The following is a 19,451-nucleotide window of genomic DNA, read 5'->3' as shown; positions in this document are numbered from 1 at the left end:
AAACTAATGTCCTGACTGTTAGATCATTTAAACCGATCTCAATCATGTCAATGTGAATATTGATCCATGACAATTTGAGCCGCTCTCACAGTCCTTCCGTCCTACCCCTGTTGCGTAATCTTGCATCGATCATGCGAATCCCGCGGGCAAATTCGGGAAAGGATTGCCCCCCGACGGCGATACGCAGGCCGGGGTGACGGTCTGGCGGGCCGATGGCGAAACTGGCGCCGTTGGCCACGGCGACGCCGCTCTCGCGGATGGATTTGACCAGTTCAGCCTCTTCGTAAATGTCATGACATGGCAGCCAAAGATGCAGCCCGTTTGGGCTGGTGCGCATGTCGAGCCCGCGAAAGACGTTGGCGGCGAAATCGGCGCGGTCGCGCAGGGTCAGTTGCTGACGGTTGAGCAGGGTTTGGGCGGTGCCTTCCTCGATCCAGCGCCCGGCGATCTCGGTCATCATATTGGTGGCCATCCAACTGGTCACCATATGCCGATTGGCCGCCGAGGCGCCAAGGTGGTCCGGCACCACCAGATAACCGACCCGCAGCCCCGGCATCAGGCATTTGGTGAGGCTGGTGAAATAGAGCACCCGTTCTGGCGCCATGGCTGCCATCGGCGGTGGCGGCGCGTCTTGCAGCGGCCCCCATGACTGGTTCTCGATGATCAGCAGATCATGGCGTCGTGCCACCTCAATCACCGCGGCGCGGCGGCTTTCGGTCATGGTAAAGGCCAACGGGTTGGCACCATTCGGGATCAGGTAGACGGCTTTGACAGGCTCTTTCGCACAGACCCGCTCCAGCGCCTCGGGGCAGATGCCGCCCGCGTCGACGCTCACTCCTTGCAGGCGGATGCCTAAAAAACGGGCGAGGGGGCGCAGGGTGTGATGGCCGATGTCTTCGCTGACGATCAGATCGCCGGGTTGGGCGGCTGTCATGATCGCGACGGTCATGGCGCTGGTGCTGCCGTTGGTGGGGATCACTGCCATCCCGTCCAGATCAAGGCCGCAAAGCGAGAGCCAGCGCCGCACCGCGCTGCTGCTGTCTCCGGCGCGGAGGTCTTGGCGAAACCCGCCCATCATGGCGCGGGGCAGGGAGCGTGCCATGGCGCGTAGCGTCTTTTGCATCGCCTCTTCATGGGCGTGGTCGAGCACCGGTTTCAGGATCGACATATCCAGCAACCGCCCGGCGGCCTTGCGGCTGACGAAGGGCATGGAAATATCATCGCTTGCCGCGCGTACGAAAGTGCCGCGCCCGACCTCGCCGACGATCTTGCCCGCTTCGATCAGTTTGTCATAGGCGCGGCTGACGGTTTGCACGCTGAGCGACAGGTCGAACGCCAGTTGGCGCTGCGTCGGCATCCGGTCTCCGGGTTTCAGCACACCATTCTGAATCGCCGTTTCAATCGTCTGAACGAGTGAACGGTAGGCAGGGCGGGTCAGGGATCCGGGGTCTGGGCGCCATTTTGTCATGATCTGGATGATCACCACAATCATGACAATTGACAAGTCTGACCTGCGCTCGCATGAAACTGCCATGAGCTTTGTCAAACTGGATAAACGCGATATCGCGGTGCTGTCGATCCTCTCTCGCGAGGGGCGCATCGCCAAATCTGCGCTTGCCGACAAGGTTAATCTCAGTCCCACCGCCTGCGGCGAACGGCTGGCGCGGTTGGAGTCTGCGGGGGTCATCACCGGCTATCAGGCCCATGTCGCCCTGCGTCGCATTGCCCCGCATGTCACCGTCTTTGTGCAAGCCGAACTGGGCAATCACCGCGCCGAGGCGTTTCAGCGGTTTGAGGCGGTCATCGCGCAACATGATGAAATCGTGCAGTGCTGGGCCTTGGGCGGTGGCTTTGACTATCTGCTACAGGTCGTCACCCGCGATATCGACAGCTACCAACGTCTGATGGATGCGCTTTTGGATCAGCAGGCCGGGCTGACGCGCTATTTCACCTATGTGGTCACCAAATCGGTCAAATCGGCACCGCTGCCGCTGTCGCTGCTCTTGCCCGAAGACGAAAGCTGAGCCGCCGTAGTTTTTGCGGCGGGCAGGGTGCTGCGCCGCAAAACCTCCTGCCGATGGGCTGATATTCGGTCAAACCCGCGCCTTATCCTGCCTTAACTTCGGGGCAATTCATCCCAAGGAGGTGCCCGATGACCAAGATGATCCCAACCCCCGCCGATGGTCTGCCCGCGCTGACGCGGGGCGAGCTGGCCCGCCATTTTGCCTATGTCGGCGGCGCATGGGTCGCTGGCGCCCAGAGCGATGACTTTAAAGTGACTGACCCGGCAAGCGGTGCGGTCTTGGGGTCGGTTGCCAAGCTTAACGCCGATGACAGCCGCGCCGCGGTGGATGCCGCCCATGCCGCCTTCCCCCATTGGGCCGGGCTGTTGCCGCAAGAGCGTGGTGCCATCCTGCGCCGTTGGCGCGATCTGATGTTGGAAAACCGCGAGGATCTGGCGCGGATCATGACCGCCGAACAGGGCAAACCCATCTCGGAATCCCGTGGCGAGATCGACTATGCCGCGTCTTTTTTCGAGTTCTATTCCGAAGAGGCGCGCCGCCCCAACATCGAAGGCGTCACCTCGCATCTGCCGGATGCAGAGGTGGAAATCTGGCGCGAGCCGGTGGGCGTGGCCGCACTGATCACCCCGTGGAACTTCCCCTCTGCCATGCTGACCCGCAAGGCAGGTGCCGCGCTGGCGGCAGGCTGCACCGTGGTGGCGCACCCGTCGGCAGAGACGCCATTCTCGGCGCTGGCATTGGCCGAATTGGGCGAGCAGGCGGGGCTGCCAAAGGGCGTGTTCAACGTCGTCACCGGCGAGGCACCTGAGATCGTGAAGCCCTGGATGGAGGATAACCGCGTGCGGGCAATCTCCTTCACCGGGTCTACCGAGATCGGTAAGCTGCTGTATCGTCAGGCATCCGACAGCGTGAAACGCTTGGTGCTGGAACTCGGCGGCCATGCGCCTTTCATCATGTTCGATGATGCCGATATGGACCGCGCGGTCGAAGAGGCGATCAAGGCCAAGTTCGCCACCTCCGGTCAGGACTGCCTTGGCGCGAACCGCTTTTTCATCGCCCGCGACAGCTATGCGACCTTCTGCGCGCGTTTCACCGCAGCAACGCAGGCGCTGACCGTGGGCGTCGGCGCGGACGATCCCGACATCGGGCCGTTGATGAACGAAAAGGCCGTCGCCAAACAAGAAGAGCACGTCAAAGATGCGCTTGACCGTGGGGCGCGGCTGCTTTGTGGTGGCAAACGTCACGCGGCAGGGCCGCTGTTCTTTGAACCGACGGTGTTGGCCGATGTGCCTGCGGACGCGCTGATCATGCGCGAAGAGACCTTTGGCCCCGTGGCCGCCATCGCGGCCTTCGACACTGAGGATGAGGCGATCACACGGGCCAATGACACGGAATACGGGCTGGTGGCCTATGTCCACAGCCAAGACCCACGCCGCATCTACCGCGCCAGCCGGGCGCTGTGTTTCGGCATGGTGGCGGTGAACCGCACCAAGGTGACCGGCGCGCCGATCCCCTTTGGCGGGACGAAACAATCGGGGATCGGGCGCGAGGGATCGCGGCTGGGGCTCGAAGCCTTTACGGAAGTGAAATACGTCTGCCGTGACTGGGCCTGAGATTTGAAGATACGGCGCAAAGGCGCGTCGGAAGAAAGGAAAGACCAATGCTGAAGAACGATATGCTCGAACAATGGGACCGTGAAAATTTCTTTCACCCCTCAACCCATCTGGCGCAGCACGTGCGCGGCGAAAGCCCGACCCGTGTGATCAAGACCGCCAAAGGCAGCCATATCACCGACCGCGACGGCAACCAGATGCTCGACGCTTTTGCCGGCCTCTATTGCGTGAACGTGGGCTACGGCCGGACCGAGATCGCCGAGGCGATTGCCGAGCAGGCGCATGAGCTGGCCTATTACCACTCCTACGTCGGCCATGGCACCGAGGCGAGCATCACGCTCAGCAAGATGATCCTCGACCGCGCGCCCGAAGGTATGAGCAAGGTCTATTTCGGTCTTGGCGGCTCGGACGCGAATGAGACCAACGTCAAGCTGATCTGGTACTACAACAACATCCTTGGCCGTCCTGAGAAGAAAAAGATCATCTCGCGCTGGCGTGGCTACCACGGGTCGGGTCTGGTGACGGGCTCGCTGACCGGACTGGAGCTGTTTCACAAGAAGTTCGACCTGCCGCTGGCGCAGGTGGTCCACACCGACGCGCCCTATTACTACCGCCGCCCCGACGCCAACATGAGCGAAGCAGAGTTCACCGCGCATCTGGTGGGCGAATTGGAAGCGCTGATCGAGCGTGAGGGTGCCGACACCATCGCCGCCTTCATCGGTGAGCCGGTTCTGGGCACCGGGGGCATCGTGCCGCCGCCCGAAGGCTATTGGGCCGCCGTGCAGGAAGTGCTGAACAAACACGACATCCTGCTGGTCGCGGATGAGGTCGTCACCGGCTTTGGCCGTCTGGGCAGCATGTTCGGTTCGGATCACTACGGCATGAAGCCGGACCTGATCACCATCGCCAAAGGCCTGACCTCGGCCTATGCGCCGCTTTCGGGTTCGATCGTGGGTGACAAAATGTGGAAGGTGCTGGAGCAGGGCACCGATGAAAACGGCCCCATCGGCCACGGCTGGACCTACTCGGCGCATCCCATCGGCGCGGCTGCGGGGATCGCGAACCTCAAGCTGATCGACGATCTGAAGCTGATCGAGAATGCCTCGGACGTGGGGGGGTATCTCAATGCGCAGATGAAGGCGGCATTGGGCGATCACCCCAAAGTGGGCGATATTCGCGGCGAAGGGATGCTCTGTGCCGTGGAACTGGTCGAAGACCGCGATGGCCGCACGCAGTTTGACCCGGCGCGCAAAGTGGTGCCGACCATCGTTGGCGATATGCTCAAGGCCGGGGTCATTGCCCGCGCCATGCCCCAAGGCGACATCATCGGCTTTGCGCCGCCCTTCTGCCTGACCCGCGAAGAAGCGGATAAGGTCGTGGGCGCCACCGCCGAGGCGATCAAGGCAAGCTTGGGCTAAGACCCTAGGGGATGAGGATAGAGCGGCCCGGCGGAAACGTCGGGCCGTTTGCGTTGAGGGGAATCACTCTTTGACGCGAAGTGGCGAGTCGTCCGACCAAAAATGAAAAAGCGGTAAAGATGGCCGTTTTTCGGGTCAAATTCCCCCGATATGGAAACAGTGCCCCGGTTTGTCGCCTATTTACTTAGAATTCGTCAAATTTAGGCCACAGTTCCCAGAGAAATTAGGACAAAGCAGCGGTCCGTCCAGTTTGGGGCCCAAAGATTTTGATCTGTGGAGAGATGTGATGAGAATTCTGGCGGTGGATGACGATCCGATTATCCTCGAATTGCTTGGGCAATTTGTAGAGATTATCGGTGCGCATGATCTGACGACCGCCCCATCTGCACTGCATGCGGTCGATATGTTGGGTGATCCCGACCTCGGTCCGATTGATTGCTTCATGCTAGACATTCAGATGCCGGGCATGGACGGGATCGAACTGGCGCAGCACATTCGCAACTCGGCGCGCCATGCCGATACGCCGATCCTGATGCTCACCGCGATGTCCGACAAACGCTATATCGACGCGGCCTTTGCCGCCGGGGCCACCGACTATGTGACCAAACCCTTTGAGATTGCCGAGCTGAAAGCCCGCATCGGGCTGGTCGAGGGCATGGTGAAAGAGCGTCAGCAGCGGACCAAGAAAATCTTTGCCGCCAAGACCATCGCCGATCAGGCCACCCATATGGAATTGTTCGAGCCGGTCCCAATCTATGACGTGGACAATGTGATCGACTACACCGCGATGGAAAACTACGTCGCACAGCTGTCGCGCAGCACGCTTTTCGGCTCCACCGCCTTTGCCTTTACCATCCGCGAGGTTGACGCTTTCCACGCGACGATGACCTCTTTTGAGTTCTATAGCCTTGTGTCCGACGTGGCCGAGATCCTGTCTGATACGCTTGTGGACCATCAGGTGCTCATGTCCTACGCGGGCAATGGCACTTTCGTGTGCGTTACGGAAAGCGGCTGGCGTCCGAATATGGGCGGTTTGATGGATGCGGTTAACTTAGAGTTGTCTCAAACCGAATTGTTCGACAATAATGGCGAACGTGTTCACCCGCGTGTCAGCGCGGGGGAGGCCGTGCGGCTGATCTGGAAGAGCGGCAATTCCGTTATGGATGCGCTGGCGCAGGCTCATGCAAGCGCAGAAGCCGCCAGTGAAGCACATACGAAATCGCTCAATGACTTTTGGCAGAATGATCAACAAGCATGACTAAAATGTTAGCTGAACTTCCCGGCATAGAGCGCATTCGCAAGCGCTTTGTCGAAATGCTGGACGAGCGCCAGACATTGATCGCAACCCATGGCTTGGCCGCTTGGGACGGGACGACCGTGGATGAGATCAAAGGCAATCTGGCCAGCGCGCAGGCCATTCTGCACCAGATCGCAGGCAGCGCCGGGTCGCTCGGCTTTGAAGAGCTTGGCCGGCTGGCGCGTCAGTGCGAAACCCAAATCGTCGAGCATCTCGCCGGACCCCGCGCCGAACGCGCCGATTGCCCGATCGAGATCATCTCGGAGCTGGATGGTTTCGTCGCGCATTGCCGGCAGCAAATCGACGCCCAAGCCTAAGGGCGCGGCGGCCGTGGTTTGCCCCGGCCCCAAATCTTTCAGACAATTTATCTAGAAGCTGCCCCATAGGGCAGGCCAAGTGGTCGCTGGCCTAGTTGGCCTGCATCGCCGCCTTGACCTGATCCGCGAGAGCGATGGGGTCGAAGGGTTTGCTGATCACGTCAGCGGCCCCCAGATCGCGCAGCTCTTCGATCTCGTTATGCTGGGCGCGGGCGGTCATGAAGATCGCCGGCACGTCACGCAGGCTATCCATTTCGCGCATCTTCTCAAGGGTCTGGCGACCGGTCATGCCGGGCATCATCATATCGAGCAGGATCACATCGGGCGTATAGGACTGAACCTGTTTCAGCGCCGCTTCCCCGGTCTCGCATTGGACGACATCGAAATCGCCGCTTAGCTCAAGCGCCATCAGCGCAATTTCACGGATATCGGCGTCATCCTCGACGTGCAGCAGTTTGATCATTCCATACTCTCTCTAGGAGGCTTCGCGCAGCAACGCAGCCGGTTCCTCTGCCGCTACCTGAGAATTTTTCTTCGGCAGGGTAAAGTAAAATGTCGTACCAAATCCCTCGCGGCTGTCAAAACCTATTTTACCGCCAAGATTCTCGACGATGGCTTTGCAAACACTGAGGCCCAGCCCGGTGCCGCCTTTGTCAGCCCGGTTGGAGTTGGACAAATCGGCAAACCGCTGGAACACCTTGTGCTGCTCAGCGGCCGGAATGCCCGGGCCGCGGTCCGCCACGGAGATGCGCAATTCGTCCTCATTCTCTTCGGCGCGAATGGTAACGCGCTCTCCGGGTTTGGAGAATTTGGACGCGTTTGATAGGAAGTTCGTCAGCACCTGAATGACCCGGTTCGGATCTGTGGTCACTTTGTTCAGGTCATCCGTGCTTTCCACCTGAATGCGCACGCCGTGGCGTTGTTCAAGCGAGGCGTTCGCGGCGCTGGTCTCGTGCAGAAGTTCTGCGATATCAACCTCTTCAAGGTTGAACTCCAGTCGCCCGTTCGCGATCTTTTCCAGATCGAGGATGTCGTTGATGATCAGCACAAGCCGGTCGGCGTTGCGGTGGGAGATTTCTAGCAACGCCCGCGCTTTGCTGGGCAATTCACCCGCCGCCCGTGACAAAAGCAGCCCCATGGAGCCTTTGATCGAGGTTAGGGGTGAGCGCAGTTCATGGCTGACCATAGAGATGAATTCCGACTTCATCCGCTCTTCGCTGATGATATCCGAAACGTCGTGCAACATGACCAGGAACCGCCCCGCCGCGCCGCCGGTGAGCAGAAGTTTGATCGTGACTTGGAAATGATTGCCAAACAGTTGCGTGTCGAACTGCGTTATCGCCTTGCCCGACTTTTTTAGATCCCGGCAGGCATCAAGAAGGGCTGGATTGTCGCTTTTCTCTGCCAAGGTTCCGAGCGTTTGTTCGGTATAGGTATCGGTACACCAGCCGCTTCGGCTCATGGCGACGCGGTTCATATAGCTGAAACGCTCTGTCTCGGCATCGACGATCCAAATGTCATCGCGCAGTTCATAAAGCGTTTCCGCCGTGTCGCGTTCGGCCAGAAGTTCCTTGGCGTGGGTCATATCGGTACGGGCTGAGATCGACCCGGCCCATGCCCCTTTCTTATCGAAAAGTGGCATCACGGTGCATTGCGTCTGTATCACCCGACCATCGGCGCAACGCAGCGGGGTCTCTCCCTGCCATGTCTTTCCGGCCATCAGGGTGGCCCGGATTTCTGCCAGAAGTTCGCGAAACGCGTCTTGGTAAAGCATCGACACAGGCTGGCCGATCAATTGATCGCGGGTATAGCCCGTCAGTTCGATGAAACGGTCATTAACCTGTTCCAACATTCCGCCGGTATCGACGATATTCACGATGGCGTGGCTATCAAATGCCCTAAGCCTTTGTTCCATATCGAAACTATCATCACCCCTCTCGGGGCTTGACTGGAGCGCGCTCGCGGCGAAGGGCGTTAGCCCCGCCAGAATGATCGCGCCGACGACGGGGATAACCTCCCCCGTTTGACCCGCGAAAAGCGCGGAGGTTGCGGTGTACCAACTGCCGGAAATGGCAGTGCCCAGAAAAAATGTGGCGGCGGTACGCTTGGTAAATGGCTTTGACGACACTCGTAATTCCTCGCCCCGAAGCGGACATGCTCAAACTATAGCATGTCATGTGCGTTGTAATTTAATCAAAATACCAGAGCATATTGGCAATAATATGGCATGTCGCACTTTAGCGTCACTTCGCTAAGATGCGACAGGTTAAGATGCGCGTGCGGTTGTTCCCGTAATTGAGTTGACCACCGTGCTGATCCCGCTCCGTGATTTGACAAGGTTGATCCCGACGCGGGGATCGGGCTCTCGGTTGTTGTCGGCGGATAGGCTGATGATCTTGGCCTCTGGATGCAGACGGATGATGTCCTCCAGTAAAGAGCGGGCATCGCCGTCAGGCAGGGACCAATCAAGGATCACCACATCAAGCTCTTCTTGGCCGATCATCTTCTGCGCTTGGGCAAGGTTGGTGACGTTGGTCACCTCTGCCACGCTGTCCAAACCGGTGCGGATCACCTCGGCAAAGTCGATATCGTCTTCGATATGCAGCACGCGCAGCTTCCTGTCCCGCTCACCGGTTTCCGCGTCGGGGGCGGCGGGCGTTTGCACGGTTTCGGCCTCGGCGATGGGGCAGGTGAACCAAAAGACAGTGACGCCCTTCGGGATGCTTTCAAATCCGATGGTGCCGCCCTGACGTTTGATGATCTGCCGTGTGATGTTCAGCCCCAGCCCGGTGCCGCCCTTGGCGCGGGTGTCGGACCCATCGGCCTGAGAGAACGCCTGAAAGATGCGCGGGCGGAAGTTTTCCGGCACGCCGGGGCCGGTGTTCTGGATAAAGACAATCGCCCGGTCCCCTAGCCGCTCGGCGCGAATTTGCACCTCGCTCTCGGCATCGGAATATTTGCAGGCGTTTGAGATCAGATTGGCCAAGACCTGCCGCGTGCGGCTTTCATCCACCCGAACCGTCAACGGCGTATCGGGCAGTTGCACGCCCAAGGTGTTGTTGTGGGTGATTGCGAAGGGCGACATTTCGTTGACCGAATCGTTGATCACCTTGTTCAGATCGACATCGTGGAAATCGAACTGCACCTCGCCCGAGGAAATCTTTTCGAGGTCCAGAATATCGTTCACGATATGCGACAGCCGGTCGGCATTGCTGCGCGCGATGTCGATCAGCCGGATATGCGCTGGCAGGAAACGGCTGTTGTCCGTGGTGTCGATCAGACCCAAAGCCCCTTTGATCGAGGTCAGCGGCGTGCGCAGCTCATGGCTGACGGTCGAGACGAATTCGCTCTTGATCTGCGCAAGCTTCTTTTGGTCGGTGATGTCGTTGATCTGAACGATAAAGACATAGGCGCGTGTGTTCTTGTCAAAGGTCCACGAGACGTTGAACAGCCCCCAGCGTTCATAGCCCAGCTTATGGGTGATGCGGTATTCGGCCTGATAGTTCTGTGAACTGCGGGAATCGACCAGCCCGCGCACCTCACCGTAGAGCTTCTTCAGATCGCCCTCGGGCATCAGATCGCCGAGTTTGGTATTCGACAACAGTTCTTCTTCGCTATAGCCGCAGAGGGTGCAAAGCGCGCTGTTGACGCTGTTGAACACGCCCCCTTCGCCCAGGATCGCCATGCCCACCGGGGCCGCTGCCAGCACCTGCCGAAAGCGCCGCTCGCTGGTTTCAAGCGCGTTGCGGGCATGGACGATGTCGGTCACATCGGTTTGGGTGCCGACCATCCGCAGGGCGGTGCCGTTTTCATCGCGTTCGGTCACCACCGCGTCAGAGCGCATCCAGCGCCATTCCCCGGTGCCAATCTTCAGCCGATATTCGGTGACGGAACGTTGTTGCTGCCCCGAGATGCAGGCCTGATCGGTCTGGGTCAGCAGGGGCAGGTCTTCGGTGTGAACACGTTTGAGAAATTCCGCCTGCGGGTCGGTCAACCGCTCGAAATTGGCCATCCCTAGAATGCGCCGCCATGTGTCGGACACCTCGGATTTCCCGGTGCGCAGGTCGATGTCGAAAACGCCGATCTGCGCGCCTTCAAGGGCGAGGTCATAGAGCGCTTTGTTCTTCGCCAGTTCATCCTGCACCGCAAGTTCCGAGGTCAGATCGCGCACGATGGCCGTCACGCGCCGCTCGCCGGTGTAGGTGGTCCAGCTGTTGCGTTGTAGATCAAGCTTCAGGTCTTGGCCAAAGCAGGTCTTGCCTGCCGCGTTGACCTGCTCGTGGTCGTGGTCTTCGATCAAATCGGTGACGAGATTGCGGAAATCCATCCCCTTGAGCGTCTCATGTCCATAGCCAAAGCAGACCAGCGCCGCTTGGTTGGCGAAAAGCACGCGGTCCTCGCTGTCGAGCAGGAAAACAGGCGTTACAGCGTTCTCGATGACAGCGCGGTTTTCCTCTTCATGGGCGTCGATCTGGCGTTCGCGCAGCGCGGCAAGCTCGCTCAGGGCCGCGCTGCGCTGGCGCAGGCTGCGGAAGGCGACAAAGAAAAGGATCGCCAGCAATATGCCGGAAATTAACAGGATCTCCGGCACGGCGCTGTGCGTTGCGCTATCAAAACTGGTTGTGCTGACATGGACCACGGTCCAAGGGCGGCCAAAGCGTTCGATCGTTTGGGTGATTTTGTGATGCCCGCTTTCAACGTCTTCGGGCGTGCTGTCGAAAATCCGGTTCTCCGGGGCGGTGGTCAGCCCATCGAATACCTTGATATTATAAGCCTCCCCCTGAGCCGGGGTCAGCGCGTTCAACAGGTTTGCACCGACAAAGGGCGCATAGACCCAACCGATAAAGCTTGCCGTATCCTGTGCCGGGCTGTCGCCGGCGGCATAGACTGGACGCAGCAACAAAAAACCGGGCTGACGGGATTTGTCCTGCACCAGGAGAATGCGCGGTGTCAGTTGCGGCTCTCTGGTCTCGCGGGCCCGCAGGGCGGCGCGGCGGCGGTCCTCGTTAAAGCTGATATCAAGACCCACGGCCTCTGCATTCGGCCCTTGGGGGTAGATATATTGGATCACCATCTTCTCGGCATTGCCGGTGTTGGGGTGGATCCGGAAATCCTCTATCCCGAGGGCGGTTACCTCTTCGATGAAAGCCTCTTCGGTCCCTCGGGCGACCGGGGCGACAAAGCCGATGCCGTTGATGCCGGGAAGGAAGGTGTCGATCTCCAGCGTATCGACGTAATGCGCGAAATCACTGGCGGTCACTTCGTCAGAGGCGTTCATGAAGGCGGCGATGCCGTTGAGGCTTTGCAAATAGGTATGCATCCGCGCGTCGAGGCTTTTCAGGCTTTCCTCGGCGATCCGGTCAAAGGCCCGTTCGTTGGCGAGATCATTGCTGCGGTTGCTGTAAAGGAACACCCCAAAGGTGATGGCGAGACATCCGAGAAACAGTATAAATTCGGGTCGCCGCACTCATCATAGCCCTTAGTTCTGGCCACCAGAAGGCAGCGAAATTTCAACCCCAAGGCAAAATCTAACGCATCGGGGGCAATATATCCAGTTCGGCCATATTCACCTAAGGGTCGAAAAAATCAACAAACGGATGCGCTGCGCGGGCAAAGCGGGGCGAATGTGGCTTTGCGGCAAATGCTGCGGCGGGCGGGCGAGTTACGGCAGGGATTGTGACCTGTCGCCGGGCGCTCTACCAATGACGCGCCGGGGAGGCGGGCCAGAATATCGGGAGAGATCACCATGAATGACGAGACGCAGCTAGAGGGTCGCTATGACTATATCATTGTCGGCGCTGGCACCGCGGGCTGTGTTTTGGCCAACCGTCTCAGCGCTGATCCAGCCAATAACGTCCTGCTGCTCGAGGCCGGGGGGGATGACAACTACCATTGGGTGAAGGTGCCAGTGGGGTACCTTTATTGTATCGGCAATCCGCGCACTGATTGGATGATGAAAACCGCGCCTGAGCCGGGGCTGAACGGGCGCTCTCTGACCTACCCGCGCGGCAAGGTGCTGGGCGGCTGTAGCTCTATCAACGGCATGATCTACATGCGCGGGCAGGCGGCGGACTATGACCATTGGCGGCAGCTTGGCAACGCCGGGTGGAGCTGGGACGACGTGCTGCCCTATTTCCTCAAGTCCGAGGATCACCACGCGGGCGGCAATGACATGCACAGCGCCGGAGGCGAGTGGAAGGTCAGCAAACAACGCCTGCGGTGGGACATTCTGGAGGCCGTGCAAGAAGGCGCGCGGGAATTCGGGATCGAACCGCGTGCCGATTTTAACGATGGCGACAACGAAGGCTCGGGCTTTTTTGAGGTGAACCAACATGGCGGTGTGCGCTGGAACACGGCGCGCGGTTTCCTGCGCCCCGCGATGCAGCGCCCCAACCTGCGGGTGATGACCCATGCCCATACCAATGGGCTGATCCTTGAAGGCAAGCGCGTGACCGGCGTGCGCTTTACCCACGAAGGCCGCGCTCTGCGGGCCGTGGCCGAGGGCGAAGTGCTGTTGTCGGCGGGGGCAATCAACTCACCCAAGATCCTCGAACTTTCGGGCATCGGGCAGGGCGAGCTTTTGAGCGGTATGGGCATCACCGCGCTGCATGAACTGCCCGGCGTGGGGGAGAACCTTCAGGACCATTTGCAGATCCGCACCGTCTATAAAGTGCAGAACACCAAAACGCTCAATACGATGACCCATTCGCTTTGGGGCAAGGGGCGCATGGGGCTGGAATATCTCATGCGGCGCAGCGGCCCCTTGGCGATGGCGCCCAGCCAGTTCGGCATGTTCACCAAGTCCGATCCGGCGCTTGAGACGCCCGATCTGGAATACCACGTCCAGCCCCTGTCGACCGACAAGCTGGGCGATCCGCTGCACCCGTTCCCGGCGATCACTGTCTCGGTCTGTAACCTGCGGCCCGAGAGCATCGGATCTTGCCATCTGACCAGCCGCGACAGCGCGGTGCAGCCCGATATCCGTCTGAATTATCTTTCCGCCGAGAGCGACAAGCGCGTCGCGGTCGCGGCGATGAAACAGGCGCGGCACATCATGACGGCTAAGGCGTTGCATCCCTATCAGCCCGAAGAAATTCTGCCCGGCCCGGCCGTGCAGAGCGATGAAGACCTGCTCGACAAGGCGCGCGACATTGCCACGACGATCTTTCACCCCGTTGGCACCTGCAAGATGGGCAGCGATCCGATGGCGGTGGTCGATGCCGATCTGCGGGTGCACGGGCTGCAGGGGCTCAGGGTGGTGGATGCCTCGATCATGCCCAAGATCGTCTCGGGCAACACGGCTTCGCCAACGGTGATGATCGCCGAAAAGGCGGCTGACGCCATTCTGGCGAGGCGGTAGGGGATGCTGACCACGCGGCTGACCAAACGGCTGGGGATCAGCCATCCGATCATCCAAGCGCCCATGGCCTTTGCGGCGGGCGGGCGGCTTGCGGCTGCGGTCTCAAGCGCGGGGGGCTTGGGTATGATCGGCGGTGCCTATGACGCGGGCGAATGGATCGCCGAGCAGTTGGATCTGGCGGGCAATCAATCGGTCGGCTGCGGCTTTATCACTTGGAAGCTGCGGGAGCATCCGCAAGCGTTGGAGCAGGTCCTCGCCCGCGACCCGGCGGCGGTCTTTCTGTCTTTCGGCAATCCGGCAGAGTTCGTGCCCCAGATCCAAGCGGCCAAAGTGCCGTTGATCTGTCAGGTGCAAACCCTGCGCGATGCGGCGCATGCGATTGATCTGGGGGCTGAAATCATCGTCGCCCAAGGGGCCGAAGCCGGTGGTCACGGCGAAAAACGCGCGACCTTTACCCTTGTGCCCGAAATTGCCGATCACATCGCCCGCCAAGCGCCGGAGGTGCTGCTTTGTGCGGCGGGCGGTGTGGGCGATGGGCGCGGGTTGGCTGCGGCGCTGATGCTGGGGGCCGATGGGGTGGTCGTCGGCTCGCGGTTCTGGGCCTCGGAAGAGGCGCTGGTGCACCCCGCGATGCTAAAGGCCGCGATTGAGGCCAGTGGCGATGATACGCTGCGCAGCACCGTGACCGACATCATGCGCGGCTATGACTGGCCCAAACGCTACACGGGCCGTGTCTTGCGCAACGATTTCACCGACCGTTGGCATGATGACCCCGACGGGCTGCGCGCCGCGCTGGCGCAGGAATTGCCACGTTGGAAGGCGGCGGTGGCAGAGGGCGACGCCCGCACCGCCAACGCCTTTGTCGGAGAGGTCGCAGGGTTGATCGGCGCGGTCAGTCCCGCCGCCGATATCCTGCGCGATATTGTCCAAGGGGCCGAAATGGCCTTGGACCAGACCTTTACCCGGTGACGGGGCCGGGCAAAGCCCGATCAGCCGTGATCTTCGACCTCTTCCCGGCCCGGCACATGCTCGCGCGCGGGGGCGGTCTCCCATTTCTCGATCACCTCCATCGCCTCATCCGCGCTTTCGACAAAGCGGAACAGGCCGAGATCTTCGGCAGAGATCGTTCCGGCATCGGCCAGCGCGTCCCAGTTGATGATCTTTTCCCAGAACTCGCGCCCGAACAGCAAGAAGGGTACGCGGTTCATGCGGCCCGTCTGGATCAGCGTCAGCGCCTCGAACAATTCGTCCATCGTGCCGAAGCCACCGGGGAAGACGCAGATCGCGCGAGCGCGCATCAGGAAATGCATCTTGCGGATCGCGAAATAGTGGAAGTTAAAGCAAAGCTCCGGCGTGACATATTCGTTGGGTGCCTGCTCAAACGGCAGAACGATGTTAAGGCCGATGGAATGCCCGCCGGCATCCAACGCGCCACGGTTGCCCGCCTCCATCACGCCTGGTCCACCTCCGGTGACGATGACGTTCTCCACGCCGCCGGTTTCCATCGACTTTTCAGTCATCAGCCGGGCAAAGGTGCGCGTCTCGTCATAAAAACGCGACAGATCGGCCAACGTTTTGGTGCGGGCGGTGTGTTTCTCGGCTGGTGCAGGAATGCGCGCGCCGCCAAAGAGCACGATGGTCGATTGGATGCCGTGGGCATCGAGCAGCAGTTCGGGCTTGAGCAATTCCAGTTGCAGGCGCACCGGGCGCAGCTCATCGCGGCACATGAAGTCATCGTCGGTAAAGGCCAGACGATAGGCGGGCGCGCGGGTTTGCGGCGTGTCGGGGGCGTCCTGGGCCCTGGCGCGATCAACATTGGCGCGGCGCAGGGGGTGGCGGTGTTCCTCGGTCATCCTCGGGTCTTTCCTTGGTCTAGGGCTTGGCTCAGGTGGCGCGATGGCCGCTCAGGTCAACATGCATTGTTGATCACAGAATGACCACGCCCCTCATCGCCCGGCAATTGCACCCTTGGCGGTGCAAGGCTATAGCCCTCAAAAGGCCTTTTCATCATTCGGAGACTTGCCCCATGTCCAACGCCCAACTTGAAACCGCCATCGAAGCCGCTTGGGATACCCGCGACCAGATCACATCCGCCACCACCGGAGAGACCCGCGACGCCATCGAAGAGACGCTGAACGCGCTCGACAGCGGCAAGCTGCGCGTGGCGGAAAAGCAGGACGACGGTCAGTGGCACGTCAATCAATGGGCCAAAAAGGCCGTGCTGCTGGGCTTCCGCATCAAGGATATGGAACATCAAGAAGGCGGCCCGCAGGGCGCTGGCTGGTGGGACAAGGTCGACAGCAAATTCAAAGGGTGGGGCGATGCCGAGTGGAAAGAGGCCGGCTTCCGCGCCGTGCCGAACTGCGTCGTGCGCCGCTCGGCCTATATCGCGCCGGGCGTGGTGCTGATGCCGTCTTTCGTCAACATCGGCGCCTATGTCGACAGCGGCACCATGGTTGATACATGGGCCACCGTCGGCTCCTGCGCGCAGATCGGCAAAAACGTGCACCTCTCGGGCGGCGTCGGCATTGGCGGCGTGTTGGAACCGATGCAGGCAGGCCCGACTATCATCGAAGACAACTGCTTTATCGGGGCGCGGTCGGAAGTCGTCGAAGGCTGCATCGTGCGCGAAGGTTCGGTGCTGGGCATGGGTGTCTTCATCGGCCAGTCGACCAAGATCGTCGACCGCGAAACCGGTGAGATCATGTATGGCGAAGTGCCCGCAGGGTCGGTTGTCGTCGCAGGCACCATGCCATCGAAGAACAACGTGAACCTCTACTGCGCCGTAATCGTAAAACGGGTGGACGCCAAGACCCGCTCCAAAACCTCGATCAACGAGCTGCTGCGCGACTGAGGGAACCAAATGCCCTGCCATTGCGTTGAGACCTGAATTCAAAGGAGATTAACGACATGACGGGTATCGGTTGGTTTGCCGCAATCATCGTGGGTGGCCTTGCAGGCTGGATCGCAGAAAAAATCATGAAGTCGGACATGGGTCTGATCATGAACATCATCCTCGGCATCGTAGGTGCCTTGGTCGCGAACTGGCTCTTGATGCTGATCGTTGGCAGTACGCTGGGCGGTTGGTTCGGTCAGTTGGTGGTCGGCATCATCGGTGCCTGCCTACTGATCTGGGTCACACGGTTGGTCCGCGGCAAGACCTGATTGCCAAGACCTAAGGGCAGGGGCGCGGCCCCTTTCCAAATCTGAGCGAAAAGGTTAGGGCTGCCGAAAGCAATCGGCGGCCCTAATCATGTCTGATCCCAAGAAAACCAAGAAACCTTCGCGCCAGCAGGTCTTTACCCTTTTGGTTCAGATCGGCCGCAAGGATGGCGATGGCCTGCCCGACAAGGCCACCGGGGCCGCGCTGATGTGTTTCGCCTCTGGTATCGACGAGGCCGAAGCCGTGCGAGAGACCGTGGCGATCCTCAAACAGGCCGACACCAACCCGCTGGACGTGACCGGCTATGGCACGCTGGAAGAGCGCGAGGCCGAGGGCCAAGAGATCGACGGCGAAGAGCGTGAGTTGATGCAGCGCGCACTAGAGGAAAACTCGGTCATCGTCGCCCAAATGACCCCGTTTTTCGACTGACCACGGCCCCACACGGGGAATTGCAGTGCGCCCCCTTGGCATCGGCGCGATTTGCCCACACAAGTTACCGGACAAGCGATAACCCCTGAAAAGGAGCCGATATGTCCGGTCTCGACCCTGTTGATCTCACCGCAAAACTGGTGCGCTGCGCCTCTGTCACCCCCGTCAACGATGGTGCGTTGGAACTGCTGGAAGAGGTGCTGGGCGCGGCTGGGTTCGACTGCACGCGCGTGGACCGGGGCGGCATTTGCAACCTCTTTGCCCGCTGGGGCAACAAGGGCAACACCACGTCTTTCGGCTTTAACGGTCATACCGACGTGGTGCCGATCGGGGATGAGGCCGATTGGTCGATGCCCCCCTTCGGAGGCGAGATCAAAGACGGCATCATGTATGGCCGCGGCACCACGGATATGAAATCCGGCGTGGCCGCCTTTGTCGCGGCGGCGGTCGATTTCGTGAAGGACACACCGCCCGATGGTTCCATCGTGCTGGCGATCACCGGGGATGAAGAGGGCGACGCCTTCGACGGGACCACGGCGCTGTTGGACTACATGGCCGAGAACGGCGAGCGGATGGATGTCTGCCTTGTGGGGGAGCCGACTTGCCCCGAAACCATGGGCGATATGATCAAGATCGGGCGGCGCGGCTCGATGAATGCGCATTTCAAAGTGACCGGCAAACAGGGCCACGCGGCCTATCCGCACCGGGCCAACAACCCGCTGCCCGCGATGATGCGGCTGATGGACCGTTTGGCCAGCCATCAGTTGGATCAGGGCAGCGATCATTTCGATCCGTCGACACTGGCGGTTGTCACGGTCGACACCGGCAACAAGGCCACCAACGTGATCCCGGCGCAGTGCCGCGGCGCGGTGAATATCCGGTTCAACGACCACCATTCAGGCGCAAGCCTCAGCGATTGGCTGCGCGGCGAAGCTGACAAAATCGCCGAGCAATTCGGCCTGCAGGTGGAGGTGGAGATCAAGATCTCCGGCGAGAGCTTTATCACCCCGCCGGGCGCGCTGTCCGATCTGGTTGCGGGCGCGGTCGAGGCAGAGACGGGCGTGAAGCCCGAGCTTTCTACCACCGGCGGCACCTCTGACGCGCGTTTTGTCAAAGCGCATTGCCCAGTGGTCGAGTTCGGTCTGGTCGGCCAGTCCATGCACCAAGTTGATGAGCATGTGCGGGTTGAGCATATCGAACAGCTCAAATCCATCTACACCCGCGTGCTGCGGAATTATTTCACGTGAAACCATCGCTCATCGTTATGGTGAAAGAACCACGTCCCGGTCGGGTGAAAACCCGGTTGGGCCGTGACCTTGGCATGGTCGGCGCGGCTTGGTGGTTTCGCCACCAGACGCGCCGTCTGCTGCGCCGCATTGAAGACCCGCGCTGGCAGGTGGTGCTGGCTGTCGCGCCGGATATCGAAGGGCTGCAAAGCCGGGTTTGGCCCGCGCATTTGCCCCGCTGGCCGCAGGGCAGGGGCAATCTGGGCGACCGCATGGCACGGATGCTGCGCGCGGCACCTGGACCGGCCTGTGTGATCGGGGCGGACATTCCGGGCATCAACCGCAAGGAACTTGCGCGGGCCTTCGGCGCGCTTGGACGACATGACGCGGTGTTTGGCCCCGCGCCGGATGGTGGCTACTGGCTCGTTGGCCTGAAACACCCCCGCCGCGCACCGCCCAGCCTGTTCGACGCTGTACGCTGGTCCGGCCCGCACGCGCTGGCCGACAGCCGCGCGACCCTGCCGGGCTACCGCATCGCCGAAGTCTCCGCCCTGCGCGACGTGGACGAAATTCACGATTTGCCATGACGACAGGGGGGCCGCGT

17 protein-coding genes are annotated in these 19,451 nt (G+C 60.6%); 12 read left to right on the top strand and 5 right to left on the bottom strand.

Annotation, left to right across the window (positions count from 1 at the left end; all coding sequences use genetic code 11):
• Positions 1-85 precede the first annotated feature (85 nt).
• The gene (ehuR, locus tag J3456_RS07895) at positions 86-1,468 is read right to left on the bottom strand and encodes a MocR-like ectoine utilization transcription factor EhuR (protein ID WP_349579660.1); all 1,383 of its coding nucleotides are present in this window, start codon (positions 1,466-1,468) and stop codon (positions 86-88) included.
• Positions 1,469-1,532: 64 nt separating this feature from the next.
• Between ehuR and J3456_RS07890 the strand changes: the two genes are divergently transcribed.
• The 5 genes from J3456_RS07890 to J3456_RS07870 all read left to right on the top strand — a co-directional run bounded on the left by J3456_RS07890 (position 1,533) and on the right by J3456_RS07870 (position 6,669).
• Positions 1,533-2,024 carry an Lrp/AsnC family transcriptional regulator gene (locus J3456_RS07890; RefSeq protein ID WP_349579659.1) on the top strand — a complete coding sequence of 164 codons (492 nt, stop codon included), beginning with the start codon at positions 1,533-1,535 and terminating at the stop codon, positions 2,022-2,024.
• A gap of 128 nt (positions 2,025-2,152) precedes the next feature.
• Positions 2,153-3,637, top strand: a complete 1,485-nt coding sequence (locus J3456_RS07885; protein ID WP_349579658.1) for an NAD-dependent succinate-semialdehyde dehydrogenase — start codon at positions 2,153-2,155, stop codon at positions 3,635-3,637.
• A 47-nt stretch (positions 3,638-3,684) separates the two neighbouring features.
• Positions 3,685-5,055, top strand: coding sequence for an aspartate aminotransferase family protein (locus tag J3456_RS07880; RefSeq protein ID WP_349579657.1), 1,371 nt, complete (start codon positions 3,685-3,687; stop codon positions 5,053-5,055).
• Positions 5,056-5,341: 286 nt separating this feature from the next.
• Positions 5,342-6,313 carry a response regulator gene (locus J3456_RS07875; RefSeq protein ID WP_349579655.1) on the top strand — a complete coding sequence of 324 codons (972 nt, stop codon included), beginning with the start codon at positions 5,342-5,344 and terminating at the stop codon, positions 6,311-6,313.
• The gene (locus tag J3456_RS07870) at positions 6,310-6,669 is read left to right on the top strand and encodes an Hpt domain-containing protein (RefSeq protein ID WP_067940935.1); all 360 of its coding nucleotides are present in this window, start codon (positions 6,310-6,312) and stop codon (positions 6,667-6,669) included. Before J3456_RS07875 ends, J3456_RS07870 begins: the two co-directional genes overlap by 4 nt.
• 91 nt (positions 6,670-6,760) lie before the next feature.
• Here the strand turns inward: J3456_RS07870 and J3456_RS07865 are convergent, their stop codons facing one another.
• From J3456_RS07865 to J3456_RS07855, 3 genes are all read right to left on the bottom strand, one after another.
• Positions 6,761-7,132 carry a response regulator gene (locus tag J3456_RS07865; RefSeq protein ID WP_349579654.1) on the bottom strand — a complete coding sequence of 124 codons (372 nt, stop codon included), beginning with the start codon at positions 7,130-7,132 and terminating at the stop codon, positions 6,761-6,763.
• A 12-nt stretch (positions 7,133-7,144) separates the two neighbouring features.
• Complete coding sequence (locus J3456_RS07860) at positions 7,145-8,797, bottom strand: PAS domain-containing sensor histidine kinase (protein ID WP_349579653.1); 1,653 nt, start codon at positions 8,795-8,797, stop codon at positions 7,145-7,147.
• 138 nt (positions 8,798-8,935) lie between these two features.
• Positions 8,936-12,136, bottom strand: a complete 3,201-nt coding sequence (locus J3456_RS07855) for a CHASE domain-containing protein (RefSeq protein ID WP_349579652.1) — start codon at positions 12,134-12,136, stop codon at positions 8,936-8,938.
• Positions 12,137-12,415: 279 nt separating this feature from the next.
• Here J3456_RS07855 and J3456_RS07850 point away from each other — a divergent pair, with 279 nt between their 5' ends.
• Complete coding sequence (locus J3456_RS07850; protein ID WP_349579650.1) at positions 12,416-14,029, top strand: GMC family oxidoreductase; 1,614 nt, start codon at positions 12,416-12,418, stop codon at positions 14,027-14,029.
• Between the two features lie 3 nt (positions 14,030-14,032).
• Positions 14,033-14,998 carry an NAD(P)H-dependent flavin oxidoreductase gene (locus J3456_RS07845; RefSeq protein WP_349579649.1) on the top strand — a complete coding sequence of 322 codons (966 nt, stop codon included), beginning with the start codon at positions 14,033-14,035 and terminating at the stop codon, positions 14,996-14,998.
• A gap of 20 nt (positions 14,999-15,018) precedes the next feature.
• On the opposite strand, the gene J3456_RS07840 is transcribed toward J3456_RS07845, so the two are convergent.
• Entirely contained in the window at positions 15,019-15,882 is an 864-nt protein-coding gene (locus J3456_RS07840) for an LOG family protein (RefSeq protein ID WP_349579648.1), read from the bottom strand.
• A 173-nt stretch (positions 15,883-16,055) separates the two neighbouring features.
• Here J3456_RS07840 and dapD point away from each other — a divergent pair, with 173 nt between their 5' ends.
• From dapD to J3456_RS07815, 5 genes are all read left to right on the top strand, one after another.
• Complete coding sequence (gene dapD, locus J3456_RS07835) at positions 16,056-16,883, top strand: 2,3,4,5-tetrahydropyridine-2,6-dicarboxylate N-succinyltransferase (protein WP_067940927.1); 828 nt, start codon at positions 16,056-16,058, stop codon at positions 16,881-16,883.
• Positions 16,884-16,939: 56 nt separating this feature from the next.
• Positions 16,940-17,194 carry a GlsB/YeaQ/YmgE family stress response membrane protein gene (locus tag J3456_RS07830; RefSeq protein WP_067622328.1) on the top strand — a complete coding sequence of 85 codons (255 nt, stop codon included), beginning with the start codon at positions 16,940-16,942 and terminating at the stop codon, positions 17,192-17,194.
• 88 nt (positions 17,195-17,282) lie between these two features.
• Entirely contained in the window at positions 17,283-17,621 is a 339-nt protein-coding gene (locus tag J3456_RS07825; protein ID WP_349579647.1) for a DUF8846 family protein, read from the top strand.
• 101 nt (positions 17,622-17,722) lie between these two features.
• The gene (gene dapE, locus J3456_RS07820; RefSeq protein WP_349579646.1) at positions 17,723-18,868 is read left to right on the top strand and encodes a succinyl-diaminopimelate desuccinylase; all 1,146 of its coding nucleotides are present in this window, start codon (positions 17,723-17,725) and stop codon (positions 18,866-18,868) included.
• Positions 18,865-19,434 (top strand): TIGR04282 family arsenosugar biosynthesis glycosyltransferase, encoded by a 570-nt coding sequence (locus J3456_RS07815; protein ID WP_349579645.1) that lies wholly within the window; start codon positions 18,865-18,867, stop codon positions 19,432-19,434. The genes dapE and J3456_RS07815 overlap by 4 nt, the downstream gene beginning before the upstream one ends.
• Positions 19,435-19,451 lie beyond the last annotated feature (17 nt).

Source organism: Sulfitobacter sp. NFXS29, assembly GCF_040148765.1.
Taxonomy (GTDB): Bacteria; Pseudomonadota; Alphaproteobacteria; order Rhodobacterales; family Rhodobacteraceae; genus Sulfitobacter.
This window is presented reverse-complemented; position numbering and strand designations above follow the sequence as displayed.